Origin of the sequence: Solwaraspora sp. WMMA2056 (assembly GCF_030345095.1) — a bacterium.
GTDB lineage: Bacteria > Actinomycetota > Actinomycetes > Mycobacteriales > Micromonosporaceae > Micromonospora_E.
On the sequence record NZ_CP128360.1, the window covers coordinates 3,596,484 to 3,623,068 of the forward strand.

Below are 26,585 nucleotides of genomic sequence, written 5' to 3' on the forward strand. Positions count from 1 at the left end.
GGTGCCCGACCCCACGGTCAGATCTCGGCGAGTTGACCGGCGTACATCCGGTCGATCTCCGCGGCGAAGTTGCTCTCCACGATCCGGCGTTTGATCTTGAGTGACGGCGTCATCTCGCCGTCCTCGATGGTCAGGTCCCGATTGAGGATAGTGAACTTCTTGATGGTTTCCCAGCGGTTCAGCTTGCTGTTGAGTTCGGCCACGTACCCCTCGACGAGCGCGTGCGCCTGCGGCGAGGCGACGATCTCGGCGTACGGCCGGCCGGCCAGCGGGCCACCGGCGGCCCAGCCGGCGATGGCGTCCGGGTCCAGGGTGACCAGCATGGTGCAGTAGTTGCGGGCCTGGCCGATCACCACCGCCTGCGAGGTGTACGGGCAGGTGGCCTTGAACAGCCCCTCGATGTGCGACGGCGCGACGTACTTGCCGCCGGAGGTCTTGACCAGGTCCTTCTTGCGGTCGGTGATGGTGAGGAAGCCGTCGTCGTCGAGCACGCCGATGTCGCCGGTGCGGAAGTAGCCGCCCTCGGTGAACGCCTCGGTCGTCTCCTGCGGCAGGTTGTGGTAGCCGCGCATCACCGGCGCGCCGCGTAGCAGGACCTCGCCGTCGTCGTCGATGCGGCACTCCAGGTCACCGAGTGGCTGGCCGACCGTACCGATCTTGATCTGGACCGGTCGGTTGACGAAGTTCGCGGCGCTCGCCTCGGTCAACCCGTATCCTTCGCAGATCGGCAGGTTCGCGGCGGCGAAGAACTCGGCGATGTCCGGGCTCAGCGGCGCGGAGCCGGAGACCAGCACCCGGATGTGCCCGCCGAGGCGGGCCTGGAGCTTGCTGAACACCAGTTTCTCGGCGATCGCGTACTTGAGCTTCAGCCCGCCCGGCACCGGTGTGCCGGCCTGCTGCAGGGCGACCCGCTGCCGGCCGACGCCGACCGCCCAGTTGAAGATCCTGGCCTTGGCGCCGCCGGCGTCGTGGGCGGTGGTGACCGCCTTGTTGTAGACCTTCTCGAAGATCCGGGGGGCGGCGCACATCAGCGTGGGGCGGACCACCGCCAGCATCTCGACCAGCTTGTCCACCCGGCCGTCCACGTAGGTGGGAAGTCCGACGTGGATGATGCTGCAGAGCAGGGTCTTGCCGAACGAGTGCGACAGCGGCAGCCAGAGGTACTGCAGGTCGTCGGGGTTCATGATGCCCAGGTCGGCCTGGGCCACCGCCTCCCAGCACCAGCCCCGGTGCAGCAGTTCGACGCCCTTGGGGCGGCCGGTGGTGCCGGAGGTGTAGATCAGGGTGGCCAGGTGCTCCGGCTCGATCGTGGTGGCGATCCGCTCGATCAGCCCGGGTTCGTCGGCCAGCGCCCGGGCGCCGCGTTCCTCCAGCTGCGCCAGGGTCAGCTGGGGGACGGCCGCGGCCGGGTCGGGCTCGCCGTCCATCAGCACCACATGGGTCAGCGCGGGCAGCTCGGCACCGGTGATCTTGCCGGCCTGGGTGGGGTTCTCGGCGATGAGGACCTTGGATCCCGAGTCGCCGATGATGAAGGTGGCGTCGGCCGGTTCGGTGGTCGGGTAGACCGTGGTGGTCGCCCCGGCGGCGCACATGATCCCCAGGTCGGCGAGCACCCACTCGAGCCGGGTGCCGGCCAGGATGGCCACCCGGTCCTCGTTGCCGACACCGAGGCCGTACAGGCCTGCGGCGATCGCCTTGGTCCGCGCGGCGACCTGACTCCAGGTCAACCAGGTCAGACCCGAGTCGCCCGCAGCGGGCGAGGCAAATGCGTTCTTGTCGGGGGTCGCGGCGACCCGCTGCAGGAACATGTCGGGAATCGACCGATATGGTACGTGGAGAGCCATCGGGTGCGTCGCCTCCGCATATGTGATAGTGAGCGCCGTCACGTTAATTCCGTGTTACCGAACAGTAGTGCCACGGCGGCCCTTCGGCTAGTCCCGCTGGGCCGCACGCTGCGGTTCCCGCCCCGCCATCCACCGGTCGTGCCCGGGCATCGGCCGACCGGACGTCGACGGTATGGCCATAACGGTATAGAAGGCTGACCACTATCCCCGCATACGATCCCATCGATCGATATCCCGATCGTCCACCCGTGACCGACGGCCACAAGCCGACGCGGGTGTCCGGATTGAGGAAGGGACAGGGATGACCGTTCTCCGTACACACAGCCGACGGCTGCTGCTGACCGGCTGTGCCGCCGCGGTCGCCACCGCGCTGATCGGCAACCCGGCCGCCGCCGCGCCCGCTGGCGACATCCAGCTCGCCGGTGGCGCCACCGCGGTCGCGGACAGCTACATCGTGGTGCTCAAGGACTCCGCCGTCGCGGCGAAGGCGACCTCGGCACGCACCGCCGCCGTCGCCGACCGGGCCGGCAGCCTCGCCGGCCAGTACGGCGGATCCGTCGAGCGGGTGTTCGGTGCCGCCGTCAACGGCTTCGAGGCCACCCTCACCGCGTCGCAGGCCCGCCGACTGGCCGCCCACTCCTCGGTGGCGTACGTCGAGCAGAACCACGTCGTGTCGATCGCCGCCACCCAGACCAACCCGCCGTCCTGGGGTCTGGACCGCATCGACCAGCGCAACCGCCCGTTGAACAGCGCCTACACGTACCCCAGCACGGCCACCAACGTCACCGCGTACATCATCGACACCGGCATCCGGACCACCCACAACGACTTCGGTGGGCGGGCCAGCCGCGGCTACGACGCCTTCGGCGGCACCTCCGAGGACTGCAACGGCCACGGCACCCACGTCGCGGGCACCGTGGGCGGCAGCGCGTACGGCGTTGCCAAGGGCGTGCGCCTGGTCGCCGTCCGGGTGCTCAACTGCTCCGGCAGCGGCACCACCGCCGGCGTCATCGCCGGGGTCAACTGGGTCACCTCCAACGCCCGCAAGCCGGCCGTGGCCAACATGAGCCTCGGCGGCGGCGCCAGCAGCACGCTGGACAGCGCGGTGGCCAACTCGATCTCCTCCGGCGTCAGCTACGCGGTGGCGGCCGGCAACTCCAACCGCAACGCCTGCAGCTACTCGCCGGCCCGGGTCGCCAACGCGATCACCGTCGGCGCCACCACCAGCACCGACGCGCGCGCGTCCTACTCCAACTACGGCAGCTGCCTGGACATCTTCGCGCCGGGTTCGTCGATCACCGCGCCCTGGTACAACAGCAACAGCGCGACCAACACCATCAGCGGCACCTCGATGGCCGCGCCGCACGCGGCCGGCGCCGCCGCCCTGGTGCTCGCCGCCAACCCGTCCTACAGCCCGGCCCAGGTCACCAGCTCGCTGGTGAGCAACGCCACCACCGGTGTGGTGACCAGCGCGGGCAGCGGCTCTCCGAACCGCCTGCTCTTCGTGGTCAACTGACCTTCGTGACCAGTTCGACCGACCCGACGAACTGAGCAGAGCGCGCGGCCCCCGGGAACCCCCAGCGCCCGGGGGCCGCACCCTGTCCGGGCGCGCCGACCGGTCAGTCGTCGCGTCGGTCGTCCCGGTCACGCCGGTCGTCGTCGTCCCGGTCATCGTCATCGTCATCGTCGTCGCGGTCGACGTCGAGGATCTCGCCGGTCTCCCGGTCGATGTCCAGGTCCCACTCGACGCGCTCGGCCCTGACCTCGACCTCCCAGACCGGCCGGCCGTGCTCCCGGTCCCGCTCGATCTCGGTGACCCGGCCCTCCCCGACGTGCGCCAGCGCGATCCGCTTCGCCTGCTCGACCCCGACCACCTCGGTGGCGCCGGCGGCACCGGATGCGGTCGGGGCGGTCGGGGTGTCGGTGGCGGCCGGTTGCGGTGCCGTGGCCGGACCGGTGCCGCTGGTGGCGCTGACCGCGCGGGCCGAACCGGTCACGTTCTGGGCGGCCGCGCCGACCGCCGTACCGGCCACCGCCAGTGCGGCCACCGCACCCACTCCGGCCATTACGATCACTGACCTGCGAGCCATCTCGTACCTCCTGTTGTCGTCGTTGACAGCAAGGTTCGTCCACCGCCGGATAGCGTCGCGCTGTGCGAGCACTAAGGACGGGTTAAGACCATCGGCCCGCGCCGGTCAGGACCGTGGCCGGCCCAGTCGCAGCGTCACCACCGCGCCCGGCGACCCGTCCGCCACCGCCAGCCGGCCGCCGCTGGCCCGGGCCACCCGGGCGGCGATGTCCAGGCCCAGTCCGGTCGATCCGGCCTGCGACACCCCGCGCCGGGCCAGCCCCTCGGGCAGACCCGGGCCGGCGTCGGCGACGGTGAGCACCGCGCCGTCATCGGACACGGCCAGGGTGACCGCGAACCCCGTGCCGTCCGGGGTGTGCGCGAAGACGTTGCCGAGCAGGGCGTCCACCGCAGCGGCCAGCTCCTCCGCGTCGGCGGCGACCGGCAGCGGGCCGCTGGCCAGGTCGAGTCGGACGGTACGCCCGGTGTCCTCGGCCAGCACCGACCAGAACTCGACCCGGTCGCGGACCACCACGGCGGCGTCGGCGACCGCAGGCCGTCCGCCCGGCCCGGCCGGAGCGGCGCTGCGTCGGCGGGCCTGCTGGATCAGCCCGGTGACGGCCCGTTCGAGTGAGTCCACCGCGGCGGTGACCCGGGCCGCCTCCGCCGGGTCGGGCAGCGACTCGGCCTCCAACCGCAGCGCGGTCAGCGGCGTACGGAGCCGGTGCGACAGGTCGGCGACGCGTTCGCGTTCGTCGCGCAGCAGCTCCTGGATCCGCCCGGCCAGGTGGTTCAACGCCCCGGCCACCTCCCGTAGCTCGGGAGGGCCACCGGGCTGCGCCCGGGCCGACAGTTCGGCACCGGCCAACCGGTGCGACACGGCGGACAGCTCGGTGATCGGCGCGACCAACCGGCGGGCCAGCCGGTCGGCGACGAGGACCCCGACCAGGATCAGGCCCAGGCCGAGCCCGGCCAGCACGGCCCAGGCCCGGCCGACCCCCCGGTCCAGCTCGGCGGCGGAGACGAAGGTACGGATCACCGCCGTACCGTCGGGGCGGCCCTGCACCGCGACCAGGATCTCGCGGCCCTGGGCGTCGGCTGCGGTGAGGCTGCGGCCGGTGCCGGCCAGCCGGACCGCCGGCGTCGCCGGCACCTGGTCACCGAGGACCGTGCCGTCGGGCAGGTAGACGGTGACCGGCCGGTCGGCGGTGGCGGCCAGCTGCTCGACGGTCAGCCGCAGGGTGGCGACGTCGGCGGTGCCGACGAGCGAGACGATCGACTGCACGTCGGCGCTGGCGGCGATGATCGCCCGGTCCTGCGCCACGGTGCGCAGCAGCAGCGCCAGCGGCACCAGGAAGGCCACCAGCACCAGGGTCGTGGTGGCGGCGACCAGCAGGGTGAGCCGGCGTCTCACCCGACGCCGTCCGGGGCGTCCAGGCGTACCCCGACGCCGCGCACGGTGTGCAGGTAGCGGGGCGCGCCGGCGGTCTCACCGAGTTTGCGGCGCAGCCAGGACAGGTGGACGTCGACGGTCTTGTCGGCGCCGCCGTAGGGCACCTGCCAGACCTCGGTCATCAGCTCCCGCTTGGAGACCACCTGTCCGGCGCGGGCCGCCAGGTAGTGCAGCAGGTCGAATTCGCGCGGGGTCAGTTCCAGCGTCGCGCCGGCCAGGCTGGCCTGTCGGGACCGTACGTCGATGCGCAGCTCACCGACGTGCACCGCAGGTTCCTCCGACTCGCCGGCGCCCCGGCGCAGCACGGCCCGCACCCGGGCGTCGAGCTGGGCGGCGGTGAACGGCTTGACGACGTAGTCGTCGGCACCGGCGTCGAGCCCCCGGACGATCTCGGCCTCGTCGTCGCGGGCGGTGGCGATGATCACCGGGACCCGGCTGACGGCCCGCAGCATCCGCAGCATCTCCAACCCGTCCAGGTCGGGCAGGCCGAGGTCGAGCACGACCAGGTCGGGCCGGTCGTCGAGGGCGTGCGTCAGGCCGGCCATCGCGGTGTGCGCGGCCGCGACGGCGTGGCCGCGGTCGCGTAGGGCCCGGATCAGCGGGGTACGGATCGCCAGGTCGTCCTCGATCACCAGCAGCCGGGCCACGACAGGCACGCTACCTGGCGCCGGCGCTGGTGGCGGCACCCGTTAACGGTTCTTTAGGGTCCCCCGGCGCTGCCGTTAACCCACCGGCGGGCATAGTCAGCGAGGTGACCCGTCGTGTGCTGCTCGCCGTCGCCGGCTGGTGCCTCGCCGTCGGTGCGGCCACCATGATCGGACTGGCCGCGTTGCGGGTGGTCGGTGAGGGGCTGACCGGTGGCCCGGCCGGTGAGGTGCTCGATCAGCAGGAGATCGCCCGCCAGCTCGCGGCCGCCTCGCCGACGCCCTCGGCATCGGCCACCGTGCCGCCGACTCCGGCACCGACCGGCCCGCCGGCCGGTCCGGCGACCAGCCCTGACCCGCCGTCGCCGTCGCCGAGCGACACCGCCGAGGCGCAGGTCGCGGCGACCCCCGGCGGCACCGTGGTCGTCGCCTGCGACGGCGCGTTGGCCCGCCTGGTCTCCTGGGCGCCGGCACAGGGTTACACCGCGAGCGATGTGGACCGTGGTCCCGACGACGACGCCGAGGTGAGCTTCGTCGGCGCGGCCGGCGAGTACGAGGTGACCGTGGTCTGTGCCGCCGGTCGTCCGCAGGTCACCTGGGAACTGGACGACTGACGCCCGGCTCCCGGCGCGTCGCCGGCGCGTCCGGCCCGCGCCGCCGCGTCCGGCCCGCTCACCGGTAGCGGTGCGAGTTGACCGACCAGTCGTAGGTGCCCCGGATCCAGTGCCGCCGGGCGGCGACGAGGCGCTCCACCGCCGGCGGCGCGTCGATCAGCACCTCCGCCTCCAGCCGCAGATAGAGCGCCAGGCTGTCGGTGAACCGGGTGCTGGCCTCGGCCAGCCCCGCCGCCGCGCCCCGGCCGGTCTCGTGCGCGATGACGACAGCCAGGTTGTGTGGATCCTGGTGGTGCTCCTTGGCGTAGGAGAACAGGTCGTTGCACCAGCAGACCAGATCGGCCGCGACAGTGTTCAATTCCGCGAGCCGTGGGTCAACCCGGTGACGGGAATGCGGCAGTCCGTTTTCCGCGAGGTCGGTGAGCGCGAAACTGGGCAGTACGGCGCCGGTGTGCCGGCGCATCTGGATGTACTCGGCCACCGCCGGCACCCGACCCTGCTGGCGGTTGCTGGCTTCCCAGAGCAGTGCGAAGAGGTAGTGGTGCAGCGAAGCGGTGAAGCGCAACAGGGCCCCGGGCCGGCGCAGCCGGCGGACCCGGTGACACAGGTCGGCCAGCGCCGCCGCCAGCGGTTCCTGGTCCGTCGCCGACCCGGCGGCCGGTACGCCGTACCGCTCCAGCACCTGCATCAGTGGACTGATCAGGGGCGAGATCCGGCACGGGTCGGCACCGCCGCCGTCTTCGTCGCAGACGTCGTCCAGTGCGAACAGCCAGGTGATCAGGTCACTGAGCAGTTGGGCGTGAGTCAGCTCGGCACCGGGTGCGGCGCGGGCCGCCAGCTCGGCCGCGTTGGCCTGACCCAGCCGGGCCGCGATGGAGGCGTTGGCGGTCAGCGCGAACCGCTGGGCCCACTGGATCGACTGCGCGGCGAGGGTCGGCAGATGCGGGTTCGTCCGGGGACGGAACGGCGGCGCCACCACCGATGTCGGCGCGAACGCGGGCATGTGACCTCCGGCCGGGCGCCAAGGGGAGGGGTGGCGCACCAGCGTGATCATCATCGCGGTCCGCGCCCGTGGCGGCGAGTGCCGTCCTCAGAAGCCGAACCCGGCGTTACGCAATCGTTCTTCGAGCACCGCGGGGCAGTCGACCTGGACCCGGGCGACCCGTTGCCGACCGGTCAGGAACAGCACGAGCTCGCCGGGTGGGGCGCTGATCAGCACCGGCTCGCCACCGCCGCCGGTGCTCACCTCGCCGTAGCCGTCGGCGACGACCCGGACCGCCCCGGTGAACCGGCGCAGGTGCAGCCGGCTCAGCGCGGCGACCCGCTTCCACAGCGCTGCCTGCTCGCCGGGCGGGACGTCCCGGGGGGTCCAGTCGGGTACGGCGCGGCGGACGTCCTCGTGGTGGATGAAGAATTCCATGAGGTTGGCGAGTTCGTCGGTGAGCGGGTTGCTCAGTGGACTCCACACCGGCGGCTGCCGGACCAGCGCGACCAGCTCCGGGAAGGGCCGGCGGGCGTACTCGGTGCGGACCCGTTCGCTGTAGCTGCGCAGCACCGGCAGCCAGATCCCGGGCCCGGCGTCGGGCCGGCGCTCCCGCACCACCAGGTGTGCCGCGAGGTCGCGGGTGGTCCAGCCCTCGTTGATCGTCGGTGCGTCCGGACCGACGGTGAGGAACAGGTCGGCAAGGGCTTGACGTTCCATCTGTGCGAACCGGGCCATGAACCGATCCTAGGTGCAGCCGTGACCCGGTGGCGGGGGAGCCGGGTGATCCGCCCCGTCCGGCCGTCGCCGTTGCTGTGGCGGTCGCCACACTCGTCGCCGTCGGCTGGCATCGTCGGGTGGTAAGGACAAGATTTGATGTTCGGAACTTACCTGCGGGGGAAGTGTGGCCAATAGGACAAGCCGTGACGTGCTGCTGCGTGGGCTGTGGGTGCTCGGCCAGGGCATCCGCGAGCAGCCGGGGCTGTTCACCGTCGGGGTCGGCGGCAGTGTCGTGTTCGGGCTGCTCACCATCGCCAGTGCGTACGTCGTCGGGGCGATCGTCGGTGAGGTGGTCGTGCCCTCGATCGAGTCCGGGCGGGCCGAGACCGGTCTGCTCGCCGCCGGAGCGGCCGCCCTGCTGGCGGTGAGCGTCGTCAAGGTGGGCGGGATCTTCGGCCGCCGGCTCGGTGCCGGGTTCATGCAGTACCGCCTGCAGGCGTCGTACCGGCGTCGGGTCACCCGCCGGTACCTCGAACTGCCGATGGCGTGGCATCAGCGGCACCCGACCGGCACCCTGCTGTCGAACGCGAACTCCGATGTCGAGGCGACCTGGTTCCCGGTGGCACCGCTGCCGTTCGCCGTCGGCACGGTGGTGATGCTGGTGGCCGCGATCGGCGCCCTGTTCGTCACCGACTGGGTCCTGGCCCTGGTCGGCCTGGCGGTGTTCCCCGCGCTGTTCGCCCTCAACGTCGTCTACTCGCGTCGGATGGCCCCCCGGCAGGTCCGCGCCCAGCAGTTGCGGGCCGAGGTCAGCGCGATCGCGCACGAGAGCTTCGACGGCGCGCTGGTGGTCAAGACGATGGGCCGGGAGGGCCAGGAGACGGTCCGCTTCGCCGCCCGGGCCGCCGAGCTGCGCGACGCGCTGATCGCCGTCGGCCGGCTGCGGGGCATGTTCGACCCGTTGCTGGAGACCCTGCCCAGTCTCGGCACCCTGGCGGTGCTCCTGGTCGGCGCATACCGGCTGCAGCAGGGCGCGATCAGCGTCGCCGACCTGGTCAGCGTCGCGTTCCTGTTCACCGTGCTGGCGTTCCCGGTCCGAGCCATCGGCTGGGTGCTCGCCGAACTGCCGCGCAGCGTCGCCGGCTGGGACCGGGTGCACCGGGTGTTGACCGCGACCGGGCAGATGCCGTACGGCGCCGAAGCGGTGCCGGCGGCCGTTACCGACGCGGCGAGCCTGGTCCTGGACCGGATCCGGTTCAGCTACGCCACCGGTGGACCGGACTCCCCGGACGCACGGTCGGACACACCGGACACCGCGACGCGCGCCGCCGACGACGCGGCGTCCGGGCCCGCACCGCAGGTGCTGCACGACGTGTCGTTCACGGTGCCGGCCGGGCGCACCGTCGCCCTGGTCGGGCCGACCGGCTCCGGCAAGTCGACCATCGCGGCGCTCGCGGCCCGGCTGGTCGACCCGACCGCCGGTACGGTGACCGTCGACGGCGTCGACCTGCGGGAGTTGACCGCCGAATCGCTGGCCCGCACGATCTCCCTGGTCGCCCAGGTGCCGTTCGTCTTCGACGACACGGTCCGGGCCAACGTCGCACTGGACCGCGACGGCGTGACCGACGAGTCGGTGTGGGCGGCGCTGCGGCTGGCCGAGGCGGACGGGTTCATCGCGGCGCTGCCCGACGGGCTCGACACGATGGTCGGGGAACGGGGCACCACCCTGTCCGGCGGGCAGCGCCAGCGCCTCACCCTGGCCCGGGCCCTGGCCGGCCGCCCCCGGCTGCTGGTGCTCGACGACGCGACCAGCGCCGTCGACCCCCGGGTGGAGGCGGCGATCCTGGCCGCGCTGCGGACCTCGGAGATCGCCACGTCGATCCTGGTGGTCGCCTACCGCCGCGCCACGATCGCCCTCGCCGACGAGGTCGTCTTCCTCGACCAGGGCCGGGTCGTCGACACCGGTACGCACCAGCAGCTGCTCGCCCGCTGCCCCGGCTACGCCGACCTGGTCACCGCGTACGAGCAGGCCGAGGCGCAACGGGAACGGGACCGGGCCGGCGGCGTCGACCCGACCGGGCCGGCCGACGACGCGTCGCGCCCGGTGGAGGTGAACCGATGAGCGCTCCCACGGTGGACCAGGGCGGCCGACGACGCCCGCAGCCGGCGGTGCCGCCCGGCGGCGGTGCCGTACCGGCATCCGGCGGTGCCGGGGAGCCCCCGGCCGAGTCGACCTGGCGGACCCTGCGGCGCGGGCTGGCCCTGTCGCCGGAGTTGCGCACCGGGCTGGCCGGGACGCTCGCCCTGGCCCTGGCGTCGATGGTCGGCCGGGCCGCCATCCCGGTCGCCGTACAGCAGGCCATCGACAACGGTCTGCGTGCCCCGGGCGGTCCGGACATCGGCGTGGTCGGGCTGATCGTGGCGTTGACCGCCACCGTGCTGGCCGGGACGACCGTCGCCGGGTACTTCATGATGCGCCGGCTGTTCACCGTCAGCGAGACCGCGCTCGCCGCGGTGCGGACCAGGGCGTTCCGGCACGTGCACGACCTGTCGATGCTGCACCAGCAGTCGGAGCGGCGCGGCTCGCTGGTCAGCCGGGTCACCAGCGACGTCGACCAGATCACCCAGTTCCTGCAGTGGGGCGGGGTGATCCTGCTGATCAGCGGTGGGCAGGTGGTGGTCACCGCGACCGTGATGGCCGTGTACTCGTGGCAGCTCACCCTGGTGGTCCTGGCGGCCTTCATCCCGGCGTTGCTGATCATCCGGGCGTTCCAACGGCGACTCGCCGCCGCGTACGGCGTGGTCCGTCAACGGACCGGCGCCCTGCTGGCGGCGGTCGCCGAGAGCGTCGTCGGCGCGGCCGTGATCCGCGCGTACGGGGTGTCCGGCCGTACCGCGCGTCGACTCGACGAGGCGATCGAGGGGCAGCGGCGGGCCCAGCAGCGGGCGTTGCGGACCAGCGTGATCGGCTTCTCCGTCGGGGAGATCGCCGCCGGGCTGGCCCTGGCCGGGGTGGTGGTGGTCGGAGTACGGATGGGCGTCGACGGTGGCCTGACCGTCGGTCAGCTCACCGCGTTCCTGTTCCTGGTGACGCTGTTCATCCAGCCGGTCCAGATCGCCACCGAGGTGCTCAACGAGGCGCAGAACGCCATCGCCGGCTGGCGCCGGGTGCTCGACGTACTCGACATCGCGCCCGACGTGGCCGACCCCGGTCACGAGGGGGTGGATCTGCCCCGGGGCGCGCTGGACGTGCGGTTCGACGATGTCAGCTTCGCCTATCCGGGCGGCCCGACGGTGCTGGCCGACGTACGCCTGGAGATCGCGGCGAAGACACGGGTGGCGGTGGTCGGGGAGACGGGCAGTGGCAAGACGACCTTCGCGAAGCTGCTCACCCGGTTGATGGATCCGGCCACCGGCCGGGTGCTGCTGTCCGGGGTGCCGTTGGACCAGGTCCGGTTCGAGTCGTTGCGGTCCCGGGTGGTGATGGTGCCGCAGGACGGTTTCCTGTTCGACGCGACGGTGGCGCAGAACGTCCGGTTCGCCCGGCCGGAGCTGACCGACGAGCGGCTCGCCGCCGCCTTCGGGGAGCTGGGCCTGTCGGACTGGGTGGCCGGGTTGCCCGCCGGGCTGGACACGCCGGTCGGCGAGCGGGGCGAGGCGTTGAGCGTGGGGGAGCGTCAGCTGGTGGCGCTGGTCCGGGCCTACGTCGCCGACCCCGATCTGCTGGTGCTCGACGAGGCGACCAGCGCGGTCGACCCGGCGACCGAGGTCCGGCTGCAGCGCACGTTGGACGCGGTGACCCGGGGGCGGACCACGTTGACGATCGCCCACCGGCTGTCCACCGCGCAGGCCGCCGACGAGGTGATCGTCGTCGACCGGGGGCGGGTGGTGCAGCGGGGCCCGCACGAGCGGTTGCTCGCCGACGCCGATTCTGTCTACGCGCGGCTGTTCGCGTCCTGGTTGGAGCAGACCCGCTGACCACCCGTCCCGGTTGGTGCCCGTCAGGTGCCGAGGTTCAGCGGGAGTAGAACTCGACCACGAGCTGCTCGTCGCAGACGACCGGCACCTCACTGCGGGCCGGTTCGCGCAGCAGCGTGGCGGTCAGCTCGCTCAGGCTGACCGACAGGTACGGCGCGGTCGGACCGTCGCCGGTGTGGGCGCCGGCGGCGGCCAGCTGGAACGGCGGCTTGGTGCGGCTGCGTTCGCGGACCTCGACCACCTGGCCGGGGCGCAGCCGGTACGACGGCCGGTCCACCTTGACCCCGTCGACGCTGAAGTGGCCGTGCGCGACCAGCTGGCGGGCCTGGTAGACGGTGCGGGCCAGGCCGGCCCGGTGCACGACCGCGTCGAGGCGGCGTTCCAGCAGGCTGACCAGCGCCTCGCCGGTCTTGCCGGCACCCCGTACGGCGTCGTCGAAGGCGCGGCGCAGCTGGGTCTCGCTGACGTTGTACTGGTGGCGCAGCCGCTGCTTCTCCAGGAGCCGGACCTGGTAGTCGGAGGGCTTGCGTCGCGCCCGGCCGTGGACGCCGGGCGGGTATGGGCGGCGCTCGAAGTACTTGGTGCACTTGCGGGTCAGCGGGATGCCGAGGGCGCGGGAGATGCGCGCCTTGGGTCGTGGGTGGTTCACGTGGACGACTCCGGATCAGTAGGTTAGCCTGCCCTCACTAAGGTGAGCCTAACTGATCTCGGAGGTCCGTGTCATGCAGCCCAGCCCCGCAGAGATCGCCCGCACCCTGGCCGCGGGCCGGCTGCCCGGCACGGCGCACGTCGCCTGCCGGCCCGGCCCGATCGCCGTGCGGCACGCGACCGACCCGATGGGCCGGATCCTGCTGCTCAGCACCGGGTCCGACCCGATCGCCGGTGCCCTGCGACCGGTCGACGGAGCCGACGACGTCGCGGTCGTACTGGAGGCGACCGACGTACCGCCGGTGGCCGGTTCGCCCACCCACGGCCAGGTCTGGGTATCCGGCTGGGTCAGCCCGCTCGACGGCGCGGCCGCCCGGATGGCCGCACTGGACTTCGCCGACGTACACGCCTGCCCCGACCTGCTCGACGTCGGACACGGTGCCACCATGTTCCGGATGGAGGTGGCCGAGGTCCGGCTGCAGCGGGGCGGTGTCACCACCGAGGTGGACCCCGACGAGTACGCCGCCGCCGAACCCGACCCGCTCGGCGGCATCGAGTCGGACCTGCTCGTCGACCTCGCCGACCACCACCGGGCGGAGATGACCGCGTTCATCCGTCGGCAGCTGCGCGACGCCGGGCACCGGTCGCTGGCCGCAGAGCCACAGGTCGTCCGGATGGACCGGTACGGCTTCGTGGTCGCGCTCGGGCCGCAGGGCCCCCGCGCCCGGCTGGCCTTTCCCGCCCCGGTCCGCGACCGCGCCGAACTCGCCCGGCTGCTGCACCCGGTGCTCTGCCGCCGCTGCTGCGCCCCACCCACCGCCGCCTGACGCCCGGTGCACCCACCGCCGCGTGCACCCGGCGGTCAGCGGTCGGGCGGCGCCGCCGTGGTGACGGTGCCGGTGAGGTAGCGCTGGATCGTCGGCCCGACCGCTGCCGCCACCTCGTCGGCCGCCATGGTGGACAGCGGCGCCAGCCGGAGCACGTAGCGGGTCACGAGCAGGCCCGCCATCTGCGACACCACCAACGCGGTGCGCAGCGGCAGCTCCGCCGGGTCGAGGTCGAGCTGGCCCAGCACCCGGCGGACGATCTGGGTGGTGACGAACTCGCGCATCAGCCGGGCGGTCCAGTCGTTGCTCAACGCCGAGCGCAGCAGTGCCAGGGCGGCGACCCCGGCCGGCGAGTCCCAGACCCCCAGGACCAGCCGGACCAGCCGCTGCCCGACCTCCTCCCGGCCGCCGGCGAACGCCTGTGGCAGCAGTTCGGCCGGGTCCACCGGCGCGTTCATCGCGGCCAGGAACAGGTTGTCCTTGGTGCCGAAGTAGTGGTGCACCAGTGCCGGATCGACACCGGCGGCGGCCGCGATCGCCCGTACCGACGCCTGGTCGAAGCCTCGCTCACCGAAGGTCTGCCGGGCGGCGGTCAGGATCGCCTCGCGGGTGTCGGGGTTGCCCGGTCGCCGCCCGGTACGTCGTGCCATCGGTCCTGCCACTCCTGTCGCAGTCGCCGCGCCGCTGTGCCGTCAGCAGCCGCCGGTTCGTCCCTCGGCCGGTGCCGCCCTCAGCCGCTGCGCCGACGCAGGGTGGCGGCGGCGAGCACCAGCGCGGCAACCACCGCCCCGGCGACCACGCCCAGGTCACGCCAGAGCGTCGCGGTCGGCTCCGGGTGCGCCCCGACCTCCGTCAACGCCGACACGGCGTAGGACAACGGCAGGACGTTGCTGATCGCCTCCAGCCAGCCTGCCATCTGGTCGCGGGCGACGAACAACCCGCAGAGCAGCAGTTGCGGGATCACTACCACCGGCATGAACTGTACGGCCTGGAACTCGGTGCGGGCGAAAGCGCTGCACAGCAGGCCGAGCGCCACCCCGAGCAGCGCGTTGAGCACCGCGATGGTGATCACCAGGGCGGCGGATCCGGCGGTGGTCAGGCCGAACAGCCAGTACGCGGCAGCACTGGCCACGGTGGCCTGCACCGCCGCCGCGAGCCCGAACGCGATGCCGTAGCCGAACAGCAGGTCGAGCTTGCCCAGCGGGGTGGTGAGCAGTCGTTCCAGCGTGCCGCTGGTGCGTTCGCGCAGCATCGCGATGCTGGTCACCAGGAACATGATCACGAACGGGAAGACGCCGAGCATCACCAGTGCGACCCGGTTGAACAGCGCCGGCCCGCCGGTGGCCGGGTCCTGGTCGCCGTACATGTAGTAGAGCAGGGTCAGCAACAGCGCCGGCACGACGACCAGCAGGGCGACGGTACGCCGGTCGTGGCGCAGTTGACGCAGGACGCGGCCGACCGTGGCGGCCAGGATCGTCGGGTTCACCGGTCTGCTCCTCGGGTCGCGTCGGTCGACTGGTGCTGGCGGATGAGCCGCAGGAACGCCTCGTCCAGGTCGTCGGTGCCGGCGGCGGCGCGGACCGCCGCCGGGGTGTCGTCGGCGATCAGTTGGCCGTCACGGATCAGCAGCAGCCGGTCGCACCGGCCGGCCTCGTCCATCACGTGGCTGGAGACCAGCAGGGTGGTGCCGGCGGCGGCGAGGGCGTGGAACCGCGCCCACAGTTCGGCCCGCAGGACGGGGTCCTGACCGACCGTCGGCTCGTCGAGCACGACCAGGTCGGGGCGGCCGACCAGGGCGCAGGCCAGCGAGGCGCGGCTGCGCTGACCGCCGGAGAGGTCGGCCACCAGTTGTCCGGCGGCGGACGCCAGGCCGACGTCGGCGACGGCCCGGTCGGCGTCGGCCGCCGACAGGCCGTACAGCGCGGCGAAGTACCGGGCGTTCTCCCGGACGGTGAGGTCGGCGTAGACGCTGGGCGCCTGGGTGAGATACCCGACCGTACGCCGCAGCGCGGCTGCCCCGGCCGGTCGGCCGAAGACACGGACCTGCCCGGACCGGACGGTCTGTACGCCGACGACCGCCCGCATCAGGGTGCTCTTGCCGCTGCCGCTCGGGCCGAGCAGGCCGGTGACGCTGCCGCGCCCGACGGTGCACGAGATCCCGTGCAGCACGCGGCGGCGGCCCCGGTCGACCACGAGGTCGGTGACCTCGATGACGGGCTCCATGGTTGCCTCCAGTAATTCATCATGCGTTGAACTCAACGGTAGATGAATTACTGACCGTGACGCCAGTGGCTATTTCCGGCGGGGCCCGTGGCGCAGCTCACCGCCACCGCCCGGCATGGCCGTTGAGCTGCTGGTCGTTGGACTCGCTCAGGTCCATCACCAGCAGCTGGCGCGGATAGCGGCAAACGCCGTGTCCCGCCACATACCGCAGTTAGCTACGGAGGCGTGATGAAACCCCCTACCGACCGTGACCATGCCCGCCATCAGCATCGAGCCGGCGTACGGACCCGGCTGCGCCGGACCCTGCTCGGCCGGGTCGCACTGACCGCGACGATGGCTCTCGGCGGCGTGGCCGGCGCCGCCACCGCCGCACACGCGGCGGACACCGGCTGGGCGCACCCGATGCCCGGCGCTGAGACCACCTCCTGCTTCGGGCCGCGCTGGGGCACCCAGCACGCCGGCCTGGACCTCGCCGCCGACGAGGGCACCCCGGTGTACGCCGCCGGGGCCGGAACGGTCGTCGACAGCGGCTGGCTCTACTCCGGGTACGGGATCTCCGTGCTGATCGACCACGGCGACGGGCACCTGACGCACTACGCCCACCTGAGCGCGGCGTCAGTCTCCGCCGGTGACGTGGTGGCTGCCGGGCAACGCGTCGGCGACGAGGGTTCCACCGGTGACTCGACCGGTCCGCACCTGCACTTCGAGGTGCACGCCGGGCTGTGGAACCAGATCGACCCCGGCCCGTGGATGGCCGCCCGGGGCGTGGATCTCGGCTGCTGACCCGGCCGGTTGCCGACACCGTCGGCTGCCGGGCGGACCGCCGCCCGGCAGCCGACGGTCACCCATCGCCCAGCAGCTGCGTCAGCCGGTCCAGACCGTCCCGAATCAGCTGCCCGTACCCGTCGTCACCGAGCGCACCGATCCCGGCCCGGGCCTGCCGCAGGTGCTCCCGGGCCCGGTCGGGATCACCGAGCTTGCGGTAGCACTCGCCGATGTTGAGGTGCAACGACGGATACAGGGCGGCCACCGACAGCGGCACCCCTGCCCGGGCGACCCGGTCGTCGGTGAGCCGGTCGGCAGCGGTCAGGGCCCGTTGGTCCCAGCGCAGTTCCTGACCGACGTCGTCCTGCACGTCGGCCATCGCGTGCGCGAGGACGCAGACGTGCAACGGATCGCCCCGCTCGCCGCCGATCTCGGCCCAGATCCGCGTGAACAGGTCGCGGGCGGCGGCCGGCTGGCCCTGCTGATGGTGCAACTGGACGCCCTCGTTGATTAGGGCGAGCATCTCGTCGGAGGTCACCGGGCCGGCACCAGAAAGTCCAGCCGTGGATCGGTCATGCCCGGTGCGATCTCCAGGATCTCGGCGTCCACGACCCGGTTGATGACGAACGGGTCCGCCGCCACCCGCTGCTGCAACTGCGGCAGCGTCACGTTGTGCGCCAGCACCGCGCCTCCGAGTCCAGGCTGGATCCCGCCGACCAGGAGGAACACCTGATCATCCAGGCCCTGCGTGATCCACTGCTGGTGCTCGGACAGGTACTCGCCGGCGGCGGCCTTGTTCCCGGCGAACCGGAGCAACACGATGAACATCGGCTCTCTCTCGTGACGGCAGGGTAAGGGGACCTGCCGGTGCGGTCAGGTGGTTCGGCTGCCGCAGGTGGCCAGCCAGGCTTCCATCCGGGCGACCTCGCGATGGACGAAGTCCTCGTCGCCGAAGGCATTCGTCAGGGTGGCGACGCCCTGGCTGAAGGCCAGCACATGGAGCGCCATCGCGTCCGAGCCCTCCCCGTGGCCGAGCGCCGCGAACTGCGCGGTCAGCCAGTCACGGAACACCGTGAACAGGGCGGTCGCCTCCGGCCGTGACGGGTGTCGCAGTTTTGTCAGCTCCGCGGTCAGGGTGCCGACCGGGCAGCCGAAGTCGCGGATGTCCGCCCGGTTGGTCTGCACGATGCGGATGAAGCGCCGGATCCGCTCCATGGGCTCGGCCGCCTCGTCCTCCCACTGCCGCAGCATCGCGCGGGTGGCGTCGATCCGGGACGCGATCACCGCCGCCAGGATCTCGTTCTTGGTCTTGAAGTGGTAGTAGAAGTTGCCTCGGGACAGTCCCACCACCTCGGCGATCGTCGTGAACGAGGTGTGTTCGAAACCCTGTTCGTAGAAGAGCCGGTCGGCCGCTGCGACGATCTGGGCGCGGGTCGCGCTCGCTGCCATCGACCGCATCCTCCCTCAGCTGGCCGGATCGCTAGGACGGATGTCCTACGAGGCACTTTAGGACAACCGTCCCAGCGGGTGTCAAGTGGTCACCGCCGGAAGGCTGCGTCCGGTGCACGGTGCTGCTGGCGTCCGCCTGCCACCCTGGGCGTCATGAACACATCGGCCGGCGACTCCCTGACCGTCGGCGCGGCCGCCGCGCGGGTCGGGCTCAGCCCGCACACCCTGCGGTGGTACGAGCAGGAAGGGCTGGTCGCCCCGGTCGGGCGGGACGCGGCGGGTCGCCGCCGCTACACCGAAACCGACATCGGCTGGCTGATCCTGCTGACCCGGTTGCGGCGCACCGGGATGTCGGTGCGTGACATGCGCCGGTACACCGAACTCGCCCGGCAGGGTGACGACACGCTGCCGCAACGTATCTACCTGTTCGAGCGGCACCGGGCACTTGTCCTCGCCCGGATCGGGCAGTTGCACGAGGATCTGGCCGTCCTCGATCACAAGATCGACGCTTACCGGAAACTCGTGGACGAGCGGTGAGGTGGGCGTGGCGGGTACCCGCCACGCCCACCTCACCACGTCAGATGGCCAACAGGCGGTCGAGGAACTCTCGGTACTGGCGCAATGCCACCCGCATCGACTCGGTGTCCGGCGTCGCGCTGTGCCGGTGGGGGTCGAGCTCGTTCTGCTCGGCGAGGAGACGTTCGGCCAGCGTCCGGACGGTGTGTCCGACCAGCGCCTGGGCCTGAGCCAGGGCGACGTCCGGTTCGTCGACGAACCGGGCCTTGATCTCGTGCCACTCGTCGCGCAGGTCGTCGGCGGCGGCCTCGGTCCAGATCGTGATCGGCGGCAACGACACGTCGCCCGGCCGCCGCGCCGACGTCACTTCCGGCTGCGTGTCATCCACTGCGGTCATCAAGTCAGCCGGCTCCTCGTCGTCATCGTCTTCGTCGTCGTCCTCGTCCTCGTCGTCCTCGGGCTCGTCGTCGTCCTCGAGCTCGAGCTCGACGTCTTCGTCGTCGAGTTCGTCGTCGTCGAAGGAGAGATCACCGGCGTCGCCGTGCGCCGTCACGGCCTCGGGGTCGTCGTCATCGACCGGGTCGTCGGCGTCGTGCGGGTCGTCGTCGGCAGAGCCCGCCGGCTCCGCCTGCGCCGTCGGCTCGGGCTGCGCAACCGTCGCGTCGTCGCCCGTCTGCTCAGCGGCGGAGTCGTCGTCGGCGGAGCCGTCAGGTTCGGCGGGTGAACCGGGATCCGCAGGCAGGGTCGTGTCGGCGACGTTCGCCGCTGGTGTCACGTCGGTCGGCTGCTGATCGGTGGACTCCGGCGCGTCGTCCGTCGGCCCCTGCGGCCCCTGGGCGGTGGTCGACGGCGAATCGTCGGACTCCGGGTCGTCGGCCGGGGCGCCACCGAGCAACTGCGTGGCGATCGGGGGCAGCGGGCTCGGGTTCTGCCGGTCCGCCGACGGCGGCGCGATCACCGGCATCTCGGTCGTCGCTTCGTTGATCACATGTCCGGCGGACATCGGTCGTGGTGCCGGGATCGGTCTGCCGTGCACGGGAACAGGGGCGGGGGCGGCGTCCCCCGACTCCACCGCCCCCGAAGGCTGAGGGGTGGCCATGGGCTGCATCGAGATTCCTCCGTCCGCGTCGGCGGGTGCCCGGTCGGCGGTGCAACCGGGTCGTCACCCGCACGGGCGTGTGGCTGGGGTGGTGCGCCGACTCGCCGCACCGGACGGGGCCGACGGACCCGGCCGGACGTACGTCGACCGCCCGGGCAGACCCCGGGTGCAGTGCTGTCGACAGGTGCCGGAACCGGTGCGGGGCATGGGATCGGCCCGTAGACCTCGACCGTGGCGGCGCTTCGTCAAGGTACTCCTCCGGCCGCGGCGGCACAGCCCCCGAACCGTCGGATCCGGTCATCCGGTGTCGGGCTTACGACACCTGGGACGGGACGCGGCACCACACCGGTCCGGCCGTACGGAACAATCGGGCACTGTGCCCGTACCCGATGAACCGCCAGCCGGACCCGCCACCACCGCGCAACGGCCCGACGACGGCGACCCGTCGCGGCCGTCCGCCCTGGATCCCGCCATCGCCGCCCGACTGCGCCGCACCGCCGACGGCCTGATCGCCGCCGTGGTGCAGCGGCACGGCACCGGTGAGGTGCTGATGATGGCCTGGATGGACGACGAGGCACTGCACCGCACACTGACCACCGGCCGGGCCACCTACTGGTCGCGCAGCCGCCAGGAATACTGGGTCAAAGGTGCCACCTCCGGGCACCACCAGTACGTGCGGTCGGTGCGGATCGACTGCGACGGCGACGCCGTCCTGGTCGCGGTGGAGCAGGTCGGTGCCGCCTGCCACACCGGTGCCCCGAACTGCTTCTTCGACGAACTGCCGGTGACCGGCACGATCACCCCCGCCGAGGAGGGCCGATGACGACCGGAACGGTCAGCCCGGACGCGCAGACCTTCACGACCCTGGCCCGGCAGCGTCGGGTGGTGCCGGTCACCCGCCGGCTGTTGGCCGACGGCGAGACCCCGGTCGGGGTGTACCGCAAACTCGCCGGCGGGCCCGGGACCTTCCTGCTGGAGTCCGCCGAGCAGGGCGCCGGCTCGGCCGGCACCGCCTGGTCGCGGTACTCGTTCGTCGGGGTGCGCAGCGCGGCGACGTTGACCGAGTCCGGCGGCACCGTCCGCTGGCTCGGCGATCCGCCGGACGGGCTGCCCGACGGCGGCGACCCGGTGGACGTCCTGCGGTCGACGGTCGCGGCGCTGACCGGCCCGCCGCCGGTGCCCGACGTCGCCGCCGGGCTGCCGCCGCTGACCGGCGGCCTGGTCGGCTACCTGAGCTACGACTTCGTCCGCCGGCTGGAGCGGCTGCCCGAGCTGACCGCCGACGAGCTGGGGCTGCCCGAGTTCGGACTGATGCTCGCCACCGACCTGGTGGTGCTCGACCACTACGACGGTACGGCGATCCTGGTCGCCAACGCGGTACTGCCGGAGGCGGCCGACGCCGCCACGGTCGCCGCCGCCTACCACCACGCGATCGGCCGGTTGGACGCGATGACCACCGCGCTGTCGCGGCCCAATCCGCCGATGGTGTCCGTGCTCGACACTCCGACCGGTGTCGGGGCGGTGCACAGCCGCACCTCGTCGGGGGAGTACCCGAAGGCGGTCGAGCAGGCCAAGGAGGCGATCCGGGCCGGCGAGTGCTTCCAGATCGTGCTGGCGCAGCGGTTCGAGCGGGACACCTCGGCCGACCCGGTGGACGTCTACCGGGTGCTGCGGGCCACCAACCCGAGCCCGTACATGTACCTGCTGCGGTTCGACGACTTCGACGTGGTCGGGTCGTCGCCGGAGGCGCATCTGAAGGTCACCGTCACCGAAGAGGGCACCCGGCGGGCGTTGCTGCACCCGATCGCCGGCACCCGGCGACGGGGGGCGACCCCGGAGGAGGATGCGGCGCTCGCCGCCGAACTGCTGGCCGACCCGAAGGAACGCGCCGAACACGTCATGCTGGTCGACCTGGGTCGTAACGACCTGGGCCGGGTCTGCCGTCCCGGCACCGTGGAGGTGCCGGAGTTCGCCACGGTCGAGCGGTACAGCCACGTCATGCACATCGTGTCGACGGTGGTGGGCGAGCTGCGTACGGACCGCACCGCGTTCGACGCGTTGGCGGCGAGCTTCCCGGCGGGCACCTTGTCCGGTGCGCCGAAGGTACGGGCGATGGAGATCATCGAGGAGTTGGAACCCACCCGTCGGGGCCTGTACGGCGGCACCGTCGGCTACTTCGGCTTCGGCGGCGACCTCGACATGGCGATCGCGATCCGGACCGCCGTGATCCGGGGCGGTCGTGCCTACGTGCAGGCGGGCGCGGGGATCGTCGCCGATTCCGACCCGGTGGCCGAGGAACGGGAGACCCAGAGCAAGGCGGCGGCGGTGCTGGTCGCGATCGCCGCCGCCGAGACCCTGCGTCCGGCCCGGTGACCGACGACGGGCCGGACGGCGTCGGACCTGCCGCTGGCGGATCGGGCCCGACGGCCGACGACGGGGCCGGCTCGCGGTCGCCCGGCGTCCGTCGGGAGCTGGCCGGTGCCGTCGGTGCCTGCCTGGTCGGTGCCGGCCTGACCTGGTACGCCGCCCGGCAGGCGTGGGCGGTCGAGGTGACCGTACGGCCGGAGCCGCTGCCCGCCGTGGAAGTGGTGCGCACCGGGGCCGACGTACTGCCGTGGTTGCCGGCGTTGGCCCTGGTCGGGCTGGCCGGTGCGGGGGCGGTGCTGGCCAGCCGGGGAGTGGTCAGGCGGCTGATCGGGGCGTTGCTCGCCGCCGTCGGCGTGGCGGTGCTGGCGGGCGCGGCGGCGGTGCTGGTCGGGGTGACCCCGGTGGCCCGGTCGGCGGCGGAGACGGCCTCGACCGCGCCGCACTGGCCGGTCCTGGCGATGGCGGGGGCGTTGCTGTCGGCCGCCGGCGGGCTGACGACGGTGCTGCGGTCGGGCGGCTGGCCGGCGATGGGGGCCCGGTACGAGCGGACGGCACCCGGGGCGACGGCGACCCGCCCGGCGGTCGACCGGCCGGAGGCGTCGGTGCCGAGGTCGACGCTCGACACCTGGGCCGCGCTCGACCGGGGTGAGGACCCGACCGTCGACGACGCCCCGCAGCGGCCGACCAGCGACGACGGGCCGCGTTGACCGACCGCCGACGACGCCGGGCAGCGGCCGGTCACGCCGCCGGGCTGGTCTCCCTGCGGTCGGTGGTGGCCGGCGTCTCGGCCGGCCGGCCGCTGGCCAGCGTCGCGACCAGCCGGCGGATCTCGTCACGCTGGTGGGCGCGGGCCCGGTCGGCGCAGATGGCCTCCCAGGCGTTGCCCTGCGCGGTACGCACCCTGTGGTCGCCCACCACGGCGCGCTCCACCGAGTGCGCGACCTCGGCGGCCAGGGCGACGACGGCGCGGGGGATGGCGATCAGGTCGACGGTCGTGTCTCGTGACGTGGTGCTCATGGTGCCCCCCAGGGTGGTTGCACGGCCGGCGGCTACCGCCGACCAGTCTGCCCGAACTCCATGCTGACCGGGGCCTGTTTCGCGACGGTGACCCGCAGGTCAACTGTCGGCGGTGACGCCTGTGTCAACTATCGCCCCGGTGTACCGGTGACGTCCGTACCGCCGATGTTGATCTGTGCCACAGCGGGCCGTGACCGGCCGGCAGGCTAAGATCAATGTCGATGGAGTCGCGGAGATTCCGCAGGCATGGGCCGGTCGGGTCGGCGCGTGAGCACGGTGGGTGATGTCGTTGACACAAAAGGTTGGACATTATGCCCCAGTCCAATTCGTGAGGCGCGCCATACCCCCGGCTCTGGTTACCCTGCGCCGCCGCCTAGCATCGGGCGCATGACACCCGGAGAGGGGAGTCCGTTGGTGACTGCTGACCAGGAAGACAGCGCCGGACCGGCGGCGCCGGCACTCAGCGTTCTCGATGAGATCCTTGCTGGCGTCCGGGCCGACCTGAAGCGTCGCGAGGAACTGGTGCCGCTGAGTCGGATCCGTGAGCTCGCCGCCGCCGCACCGCCGCCGATCGACGCGTGCGCGGCGCTGCGCAAGCCCGGGGTCGGGGTGATCGCCGAGGTCAAGCGGTCGTCGCCGTCGAAGGGTGCGCTGGCCGACATCCCGGATCCGGCGGACCTGGCGACCGAGTACGCCGCTGGCGGTGCCCGCTGCATCAGCGTGCTCACCGAGGGCCGGTGGTTCGGCGGCTCACTGGACGACCTGACCGCCGTGCGGGCCGCGGTCGACGTGCCGGTGCTGCGCAAGGACTTCATCGTCTCCAGCTACCAGGTGCACGAGGCCCGCGCGCACGGTGCCGACCTGGTCCTGCTGATGGTCGTCGCGTTGGAGCAGAACGTCCTGGTCGGGCTGCTGGAGCGGATCGAGTCGCTGGGCATGACCGCGCTGGTCGAGGTGCACACCGAGGAGGAGGCCGACCGGGCCCTGGAGGCCGGTGCCCAGGTGATCGGGGTCAACGCCCGGGACCTGCGCACCCTGGAGGTCGACCGGTCGGTCTTCGAACGGATCGCACCCGGGCTGCCCAACAGCGTCGTCAAGATCGCCGAGTCGGGGGTGCGGGGGCCGCACGACCTGATCCGGTACGCGTCGGCCGGTGCCGACGCCGTCCTGGTCGGCGAGGGCCTGGTCACCCAGAAGAGCCCCCGGGACGCGGTCGCGGAACTGGTCAACGCGGGCAACCACCCGGCGACCCCACGGCCGGTCCGGTGAGCGCCCCGGCCGGCACCGCCGCCGGTGCCCACCCCGGTGAGCTGCCCGACGGCACGGGTCACTTCGGCCGCTACGGCGGCCGGTTCGTCCCGGAGGCGCTGATCGCCGCCCTCGACGAGCTCGACGTCGCCTACCGGCAGGCGATGGCCGACGACGGGTTCCGGGCCGACTTCGCCCGGCTGCTGCGTGACTACGCCGGCACCCCGTCCCTGCTGTACCGGGCCGAACGGCTCTCCGCCCAGGTCGGCGCGACGGTGCTGCTCAAGCGCGAGGACCTCAACCACACCGGCGCACACAAGGTGCGTAACGTGCTCGGTCAGGCGCTGCTGACCCGGCGGATGGGCAAGCCCCGGATCATCGCCGAGACCGGCGCCGGGCAGCACGGGGTGGCCAGCGCCACCGCCGCCGCCCTGCTGGACCTCGAGTGCGTGGTCTACATGGGCGAGGTCGACACCGAACGGCAGGCGCTCAACGTCGCCCGGATGCGGATGCTCGGGGCCACCGTGGTGCCGGTCACCAACGGCTCGCGCACCCTCAAGGACGCGCTCAACGAGGCGCTGCGCGACTGGGTGGCCAGCGTCGACCACACCCACTACCTGATCGGCACCGCCGCCGGGCCGCACCCGTTCCCGGCGATGGTGCGTGACTTCGTGCGCGGCATCGGCGACGAGGCCCGCGCGCAGTGCCTGGAGACCCTCGGGGCACTGCCGGACGCGGTGGCGGCCTGCGTCGGCGGCGGCTCCAACGCGATCGGGATCTTCCACGCCTTCGTCGGCGACGACCAGGTCCGGCTGTACGGGTTCGAGGCCGGTGGCGACGGGGTGGCCACCGGTCGGCACGCGGCCAGCATCACCGGCGGATCCTCCGGGGTGCTGCACGGCGCCCGTACCTACCTGCTGCAGGACGCCGACGGGCAGACCCTGGACTCGCATTCGATCTCGGCCGGGCTGGACTACCCGGCGGTCGGCCCGGAGCACGCCTGGCTGCACGACACCGGCCGGGCGCACTACCGGCCGGTCACCGACGCCGAGGCGATGGAGGCGTTCCAGCTGCTCTGCCGTACCGAGGGGATCATCCCGGCGATCGAGAGCGCGCACGCCCTCGCCGGCATGATCAAGATCGTTCCCGAGTTGACGGCCGAGCTGGGCCGGACGCCGACGATCGTGGTCAACCTCTCCGGCCGGGGGGACAAGGACGTACACACCGCCGGGGCGTACTTCGGCATCCTCGACGGGCAGGACTGATGAGCATCACGGTCGCGTTCGACAAGGCCCGCGCCGAGGGCCGGGCGGTCCTGGTCGGCTGCATGCCGGCCGGCTTCCCGACGGTCGACGACAGCATCACGGCGATGCGGGCGATGGTCGACGCCGGAGTCGACGTCATCGAGGTCGAGCTGCCGTACTCCGATCCGGTGATGGACGGCCCGGTGATCCAGCGGGCCAGCGACATCGCCCTGGCCGGCGGGGTACGCATCACCGACGCGCTGCGGATCATCGAGGCGGTCGCCGCCACCGGTGCCCCGGTGGTCACGATGACCTACTGGAACCCGATCGAGCGGTACGGGGTCGACACGTTCGCCCGGGACCTCGCCGCTGCCGGCGGGACCGGCCTGATCACCCCGGACCTGATCCCCGACGAGGCCCACGAGTGGCTGGCGGCGTCGGACGCGTACGGCCTGGACCGGACCTTCCTGGTCTCGCCGTCGTCGACCGACGACCGGTTGGCGATGACGGTGCGCCACTGCCGTGGTTTCGTCTACGCCACCGCCCTGATGGGCGTCACCGGCGCCCGCGAGCAGTCCTCGGACGCGGCACCGACGCTGGTCCGCCGGCTGCGCGCGGTCACCGACCTGCCGGTCGGGGTCGGCCTCGGGGTCGGCAACGGTGCCCAGGCGGCCCAGGTCGGCTCCTTCGCCGACGGGGTGATCGTCGGCAGTGCGTTGATCCGCTGCCTGCTCGACGCCCCCGACCTGGCGGCCGGGCTGGCCGCGTTGCGTCAGCTCAGCGGCGAGCTCGCCGACGGGGTCCGGGCCGTCACCCGCTGACCCGGGCCGTCACCCGCTGACCCCCGGGTCGGCGGTGCCCGGGGTGAGACACGCGGGT

The 26,585-nt window shown here is 72.7% G+C and carries 27 protein-coding genes and 1 pseudogene; 13 read left to right on the forward strand and 15 right to left on the reverse strand.

The window, feature by feature from the left end:
- Window positions 1-17: 17 nt before the first annotated feature.
- Window positions 18-1,844, reverse strand: a complete 1,827-nt coding sequence (locus tag O7608_RS16390; RefSeq protein WP_289205397.1) for an AMP-dependent synthetase/ligase — start codon at window positions 1,842-1,844, stop codon at window positions 18-20.
- Between the two features lie 301 nt (window positions 1,845-2,145).
- On the opposite strand from O7608_RS16390, the gene O7608_RS16395 reads away from it, so the two are divergent.
- Window positions 2,146-3,360 carry a S8 family peptidase gene (locus tag O7608_RS16395; protein WP_289205398.1) on the forward strand — a complete coding sequence of 405 codons (1,215 nt, stop codon included), beginning with the start codon at window positions 2,146-2,148 and terminating at the stop codon, window positions 3,358-3,360.
- Window positions 3,361-3,463: 103 nt separating this feature from the next.
- Here O7608_RS16395 and O7608_RS16400 read toward each other — a convergent pair whose 3' ends face one another.
- The 3 genes from O7608_RS16400 to O7608_RS16410 all read right to left on the reverse strand — a co-directional run bounded on the left by O7608_RS16400 (window position 3,464) and on the right by O7608_RS16410 (window position 6,012).
- Window positions 3,464-3,892: a PepSY domain-containing protein gene (locus O7608_RS16400; RefSeq protein WP_289205399.1), complete on the reverse strand. Its 429-nt coding sequence runs from the start codon at window positions 3,890-3,892 to the stop codon at window positions 3,464-3,466.
- Between the two features lie 147 nt (window positions 3,893-4,039).
- Window positions 4,040-5,326: a sensor histidine kinase gene (locus tag O7608_RS16405; protein ID WP_289205400.1), complete on the reverse strand. Its 1,287-nt coding sequence runs from the start codon at window positions 5,324-5,326 to the stop codon at window positions 4,040-4,042.
- Window positions 5,323-6,012 carry a response regulator transcription factor gene (locus tag O7608_RS16410; protein WP_289205401.1) on the reverse strand — a complete coding sequence of 230 codons (690 nt, stop codon included), beginning with the start codon at window positions 6,010-6,012 and terminating at the stop codon, window positions 5,323-5,325. Before O7608_RS16410 ends, O7608_RS16405 begins: the two co-directional genes overlap by 4 nt.
- Window positions 6,013-6,116: 104 nt before the next feature.
- Here O7608_RS16410 and O7608_RS16415 point away from each other — a divergent pair, with 104 nt between their 5' ends.
- A complete protein-coding gene (locus O7608_RS16415; RefSeq protein WP_289205402.1) occupies window positions 6,117-6,623 on the forward strand; it encodes a septum formation initiator in 507 nt (168 codons plus the stop codon).
- Between the two features lie 58 nt (window positions 6,624-6,681).
- Here O7608_RS16415 and O7608_RS16420 read toward each other — a convergent pair whose 3' ends face one another.
- Window positions 6,682-7,626 (reverse strand): bifunctional terpene synthase/polyprenyl synthetase family protein, encoded by a 945-nt coding sequence (locus O7608_RS16420; RefSeq protein WP_289205403.1) that lies wholly within the window; start codon window positions 7,624-7,626, stop codon window positions 6,682-6,684.
- 87 nt (window positions 7,627-7,713) lie between these two features.
- A complete protein-coding gene (locus O7608_RS16425) occupies window positions 7,714-8,343 on the reverse strand; it encodes a TIGR03085 family metal-binding protein (RefSeq protein ID WP_289205404.1) in 630 nt (209 codons plus the stop codon).
- A 166-nt stretch (window positions 8,344-8,509) separates the two neighbouring features.
- Between O7608_RS16425 and O7608_RS16430 the strand changes: the two genes are divergently transcribed.
- The gene (locus O7608_RS16430) at window positions 8,510-10,447 is read left to right on the forward strand and encodes an ABC transporter ATP-binding protein (protein ID WP_289205405.1); all 1,938 of its coding nucleotides are present in this window, start codon (window positions 8,510-8,512) and stop codon (window positions 10,445-10,447) included.
- Window positions 10,444-12,303, forward strand: a complete 1,860-nt coding sequence (locus O7608_RS16435; RefSeq protein WP_289205406.1) for an ABC transporter ATP-binding protein — start codon at window positions 10,444-10,446, stop codon at window positions 12,301-12,303. Before O7608_RS16430 ends, O7608_RS16435 begins: the two co-directional genes overlap by 4 nt.
- Before the next feature lie 37 nt (window positions 12,304-12,340).
- Here the strand turns inward: O7608_RS16435 and rpsD are convergent, their stop codons facing one another.
- Window positions 12,341-12,952 carry a 30S ribosomal protein S4 gene (gene rpsD, locus O7608_RS16440; RefSeq protein WP_289205407.1) on the reverse strand — a complete coding sequence of 204 codons (612 nt, stop codon included), beginning with the start codon at window positions 12,950-12,952 and terminating at the stop codon, window positions 12,341-12,343.
- 73 nt (window positions 12,953-13,025) lie between these two features.
- On the opposite strand from rpsD, the gene O7608_RS16445 reads away from it, so the two are divergent.
- Window positions 13,026-13,778, forward strand: coding sequence for a DUF2470 domain-containing protein (locus tag O7608_RS16445; protein WP_289205408.1), 753 nt, complete (start codon window positions 13,026-13,028; stop codon window positions 13,776-13,778).
- A 35-nt stretch (window positions 13,779-13,813) separates the two neighbouring features.
- Here the strand turns inward: O7608_RS16445 and O7608_RS16450 are convergent, their stop codons facing one another.
- The 3 genes from O7608_RS16450 to O7608_RS16460 all read right to left on the reverse strand — a co-directional run bounded on the left by O7608_RS16450 (window position 13,814) and on the right by O7608_RS16460 (window position 16,001).
- Complete coding sequence (locus tag O7608_RS16450; protein ID WP_289205409.1) at window positions 13,814-14,428, reverse strand: TetR/AcrR family transcriptional regulator; 615 nt, start codon at window positions 14,426-14,428, stop codon at window positions 13,814-13,816.
- A gap of 80 nt (window positions 14,429-14,508) precedes the next feature.
- The gene (locus O7608_RS16455) at window positions 14,509-15,264 is read right to left on the reverse strand and encodes an ABC transporter permease (RefSeq protein ID WP_289205410.1); all 756 of its coding nucleotides are present in this window, start codon (window positions 15,262-15,264) and stop codon (window positions 14,509-14,511) included.
- Window positions 15,261-16,001: an ABC transporter ATP-binding protein gene (locus O7608_RS16460; protein ID WP_289205411.1), complete on the reverse strand. Its 741-nt coding sequence runs from the start codon at window positions 15,999-16,001 to the stop codon at window positions 15,261-15,263. Before O7608_RS16460 ends, O7608_RS16455 begins: the two co-directional genes overlap by 4 nt.
- Before the next feature lie 363 nt (window positions 16,002-16,364).
- Here O7608_RS16460 and O7608_RS16465 point away from each other — a divergent pair.
- A pseudogene (locus tag O7608_RS16465) lies at window positions 16,365-16,784 on the forward strand (M23 family metallopeptidase); the annotation flags it as partial.
- Between the two features lie 58 nt (window positions 16,785-16,842).
- Here O7608_RS16465 and O7608_RS16470 read toward each other — a convergent pair.
- Genes O7608_RS16470 through O7608_RS16480 form a run of 3 tightly spaced genes read right to left on the reverse strand, consistent with a single transcriptional unit; the run spans window position 16,843 to window position 18,215 of the window.
- Entirely contained in the window at window positions 16,843-17,304 is a 462-nt protein-coding gene (locus O7608_RS16470; protein WP_289205412.1) for a tetratricopeptide repeat protein, read from the reverse strand.
- On the reverse strand, window positions 17,301-17,594 hold the full coding sequence (locus O7608_RS16475; RefSeq protein WP_289205413.1) for a YciI family protein: 294 nt from the start codon (window positions 17,592-17,594) through the stop codon (window positions 17,301-17,303). The genes O7608_RS16470 and O7608_RS16475 overlap by 4 nt, the downstream gene beginning before the upstream one ends.
- A 45-nt stretch (window positions 17,595-17,639) precedes the next feature.
- Window positions 17,640-18,215 (reverse strand): TetR/AcrR family transcriptional regulator, encoded by a 576-nt coding sequence (locus O7608_RS16480; RefSeq protein WP_289205414.1) that lies wholly within the window; start codon window positions 18,213-18,215, stop codon window positions 17,640-17,642.
- A gap of 153 nt (window positions 18,216-18,368) precedes the next feature.
- Between O7608_RS16480 and O7608_RS16485 the strand changes: the two genes are divergently transcribed.
- Window positions 18,369-18,752: a MerR family transcriptional regulator gene (locus O7608_RS16485; RefSeq protein WP_289205415.1), complete on the forward strand. Its 384-nt coding sequence runs from the start codon at window positions 18,369-18,371 to the stop codon at window positions 18,750-18,752.
- Between the two features lie 40 nt (window positions 18,753-18,792).
- On the opposite strand, the gene O7608_RS16490 is transcribed toward O7608_RS16485, so the two are convergent.
- The gene (locus O7608_RS16490) at window positions 18,793-19,734 is read right to left on the reverse strand and encodes a superantigen-like protein SSL4 (protein ID WP_289205416.1); all 942 of its coding nucleotides are present in this window, start codon (window positions 19,732-19,734) and stop codon (window positions 18,793-18,795) included.
- A 472-nt stretch (window positions 19,735-20,206) separates the two neighbouring features.
- Between O7608_RS16490 and hisI the strand changes: the two genes are divergently transcribed.
- The 3 genes from hisI to O7608_RS16505 are packed head-to-tail and all read left to right on the forward strand — an operon-like array spanning window position 20,207 to window position 22,904.
- Window positions 20,207-20,653, forward strand: a complete 447-nt coding sequence (gene hisI, locus O7608_RS16495) for a phosphoribosyl-AMP cyclohydrolase (protein WP_289205417.1) — start codon at window positions 20,207-20,209, stop codon at window positions 20,651-20,653.
- A complete protein-coding gene (locus tag O7608_RS16500; RefSeq protein WP_289205418.1) occupies window positions 20,650-22,203 on the forward strand; it encodes an anthranilate synthase component I in 1,554 nt (517 codons plus the stop codon). Before hisI ends, O7608_RS16500 begins: the two co-directional genes overlap by 4 nt.
- Window positions 22,200-22,904, forward strand: coding sequence for a Trp biosynthesis-associated membrane protein (locus O7608_RS16505; protein WP_502959129.1), 705 nt, complete (start codon window positions 22,200-22,202; stop codon window positions 22,902-22,904). Before O7608_RS16500 ends, O7608_RS16505 begins: the two co-directional genes overlap by 4 nt.
- 31 nt (window positions 22,905-22,935) lie before the next feature.
- Here the strand turns inward: O7608_RS16505 and O7608_RS16510 are convergent, their stop codons facing one another.
- Window positions 22,936-23,214: a hypothetical protein gene (locus O7608_RS16510; protein ID WP_289205419.1), complete on the reverse strand. Its 279-nt coding sequence runs from the start codon at window positions 23,212-23,214 to the stop codon at window positions 22,936-22,938.
- 387 nt (window positions 23,215-23,601) lie between these two features.
- Between O7608_RS16510 and trpC the strand changes: the two genes are divergently transcribed.
- The 3 genes from trpC to trpA are packed head-to-tail and all read left to right on the forward strand — an operon-like array spanning window position 23,602 to window position 26,527.
- The gene (trpC, locus tag O7608_RS16515) at window positions 23,602-24,483 is read left to right on the forward strand and encodes an indole-3-glycerol phosphate synthase TrpC (RefSeq protein WP_282228184.1); all 882 of its coding nucleotides are present in this window, start codon (window positions 23,602-23,604) and stop codon (window positions 24,481-24,483) included.
- On the forward strand, window positions 24,480-25,727 hold the full coding sequence (trpB, locus tag O7608_RS16520; protein ID WP_289205420.1) for a tryptophan synthase subunit beta: 1,248 nt from the start codon (window positions 24,480-24,482) through the stop codon (window positions 25,725-25,727). The genes trpC and trpB overlap by 4 nt, the downstream gene beginning before the upstream one ends.
- Window positions 25,724-26,527 carry a tryptophan synthase subunit alpha gene (gene trpA, locus O7608_RS16525; RefSeq protein WP_289210923.1) on the forward strand — a complete coding sequence of 268 codons (804 nt, stop codon included), beginning with the start codon at window positions 25,724-25,726 and terminating at the stop codon, window positions 26,525-26,527. The genes trpB and trpA overlap by 4 nt, the downstream gene beginning before the upstream one ends.
- Window positions 26,528-26,585 lie beyond the last annotated feature (58 nt).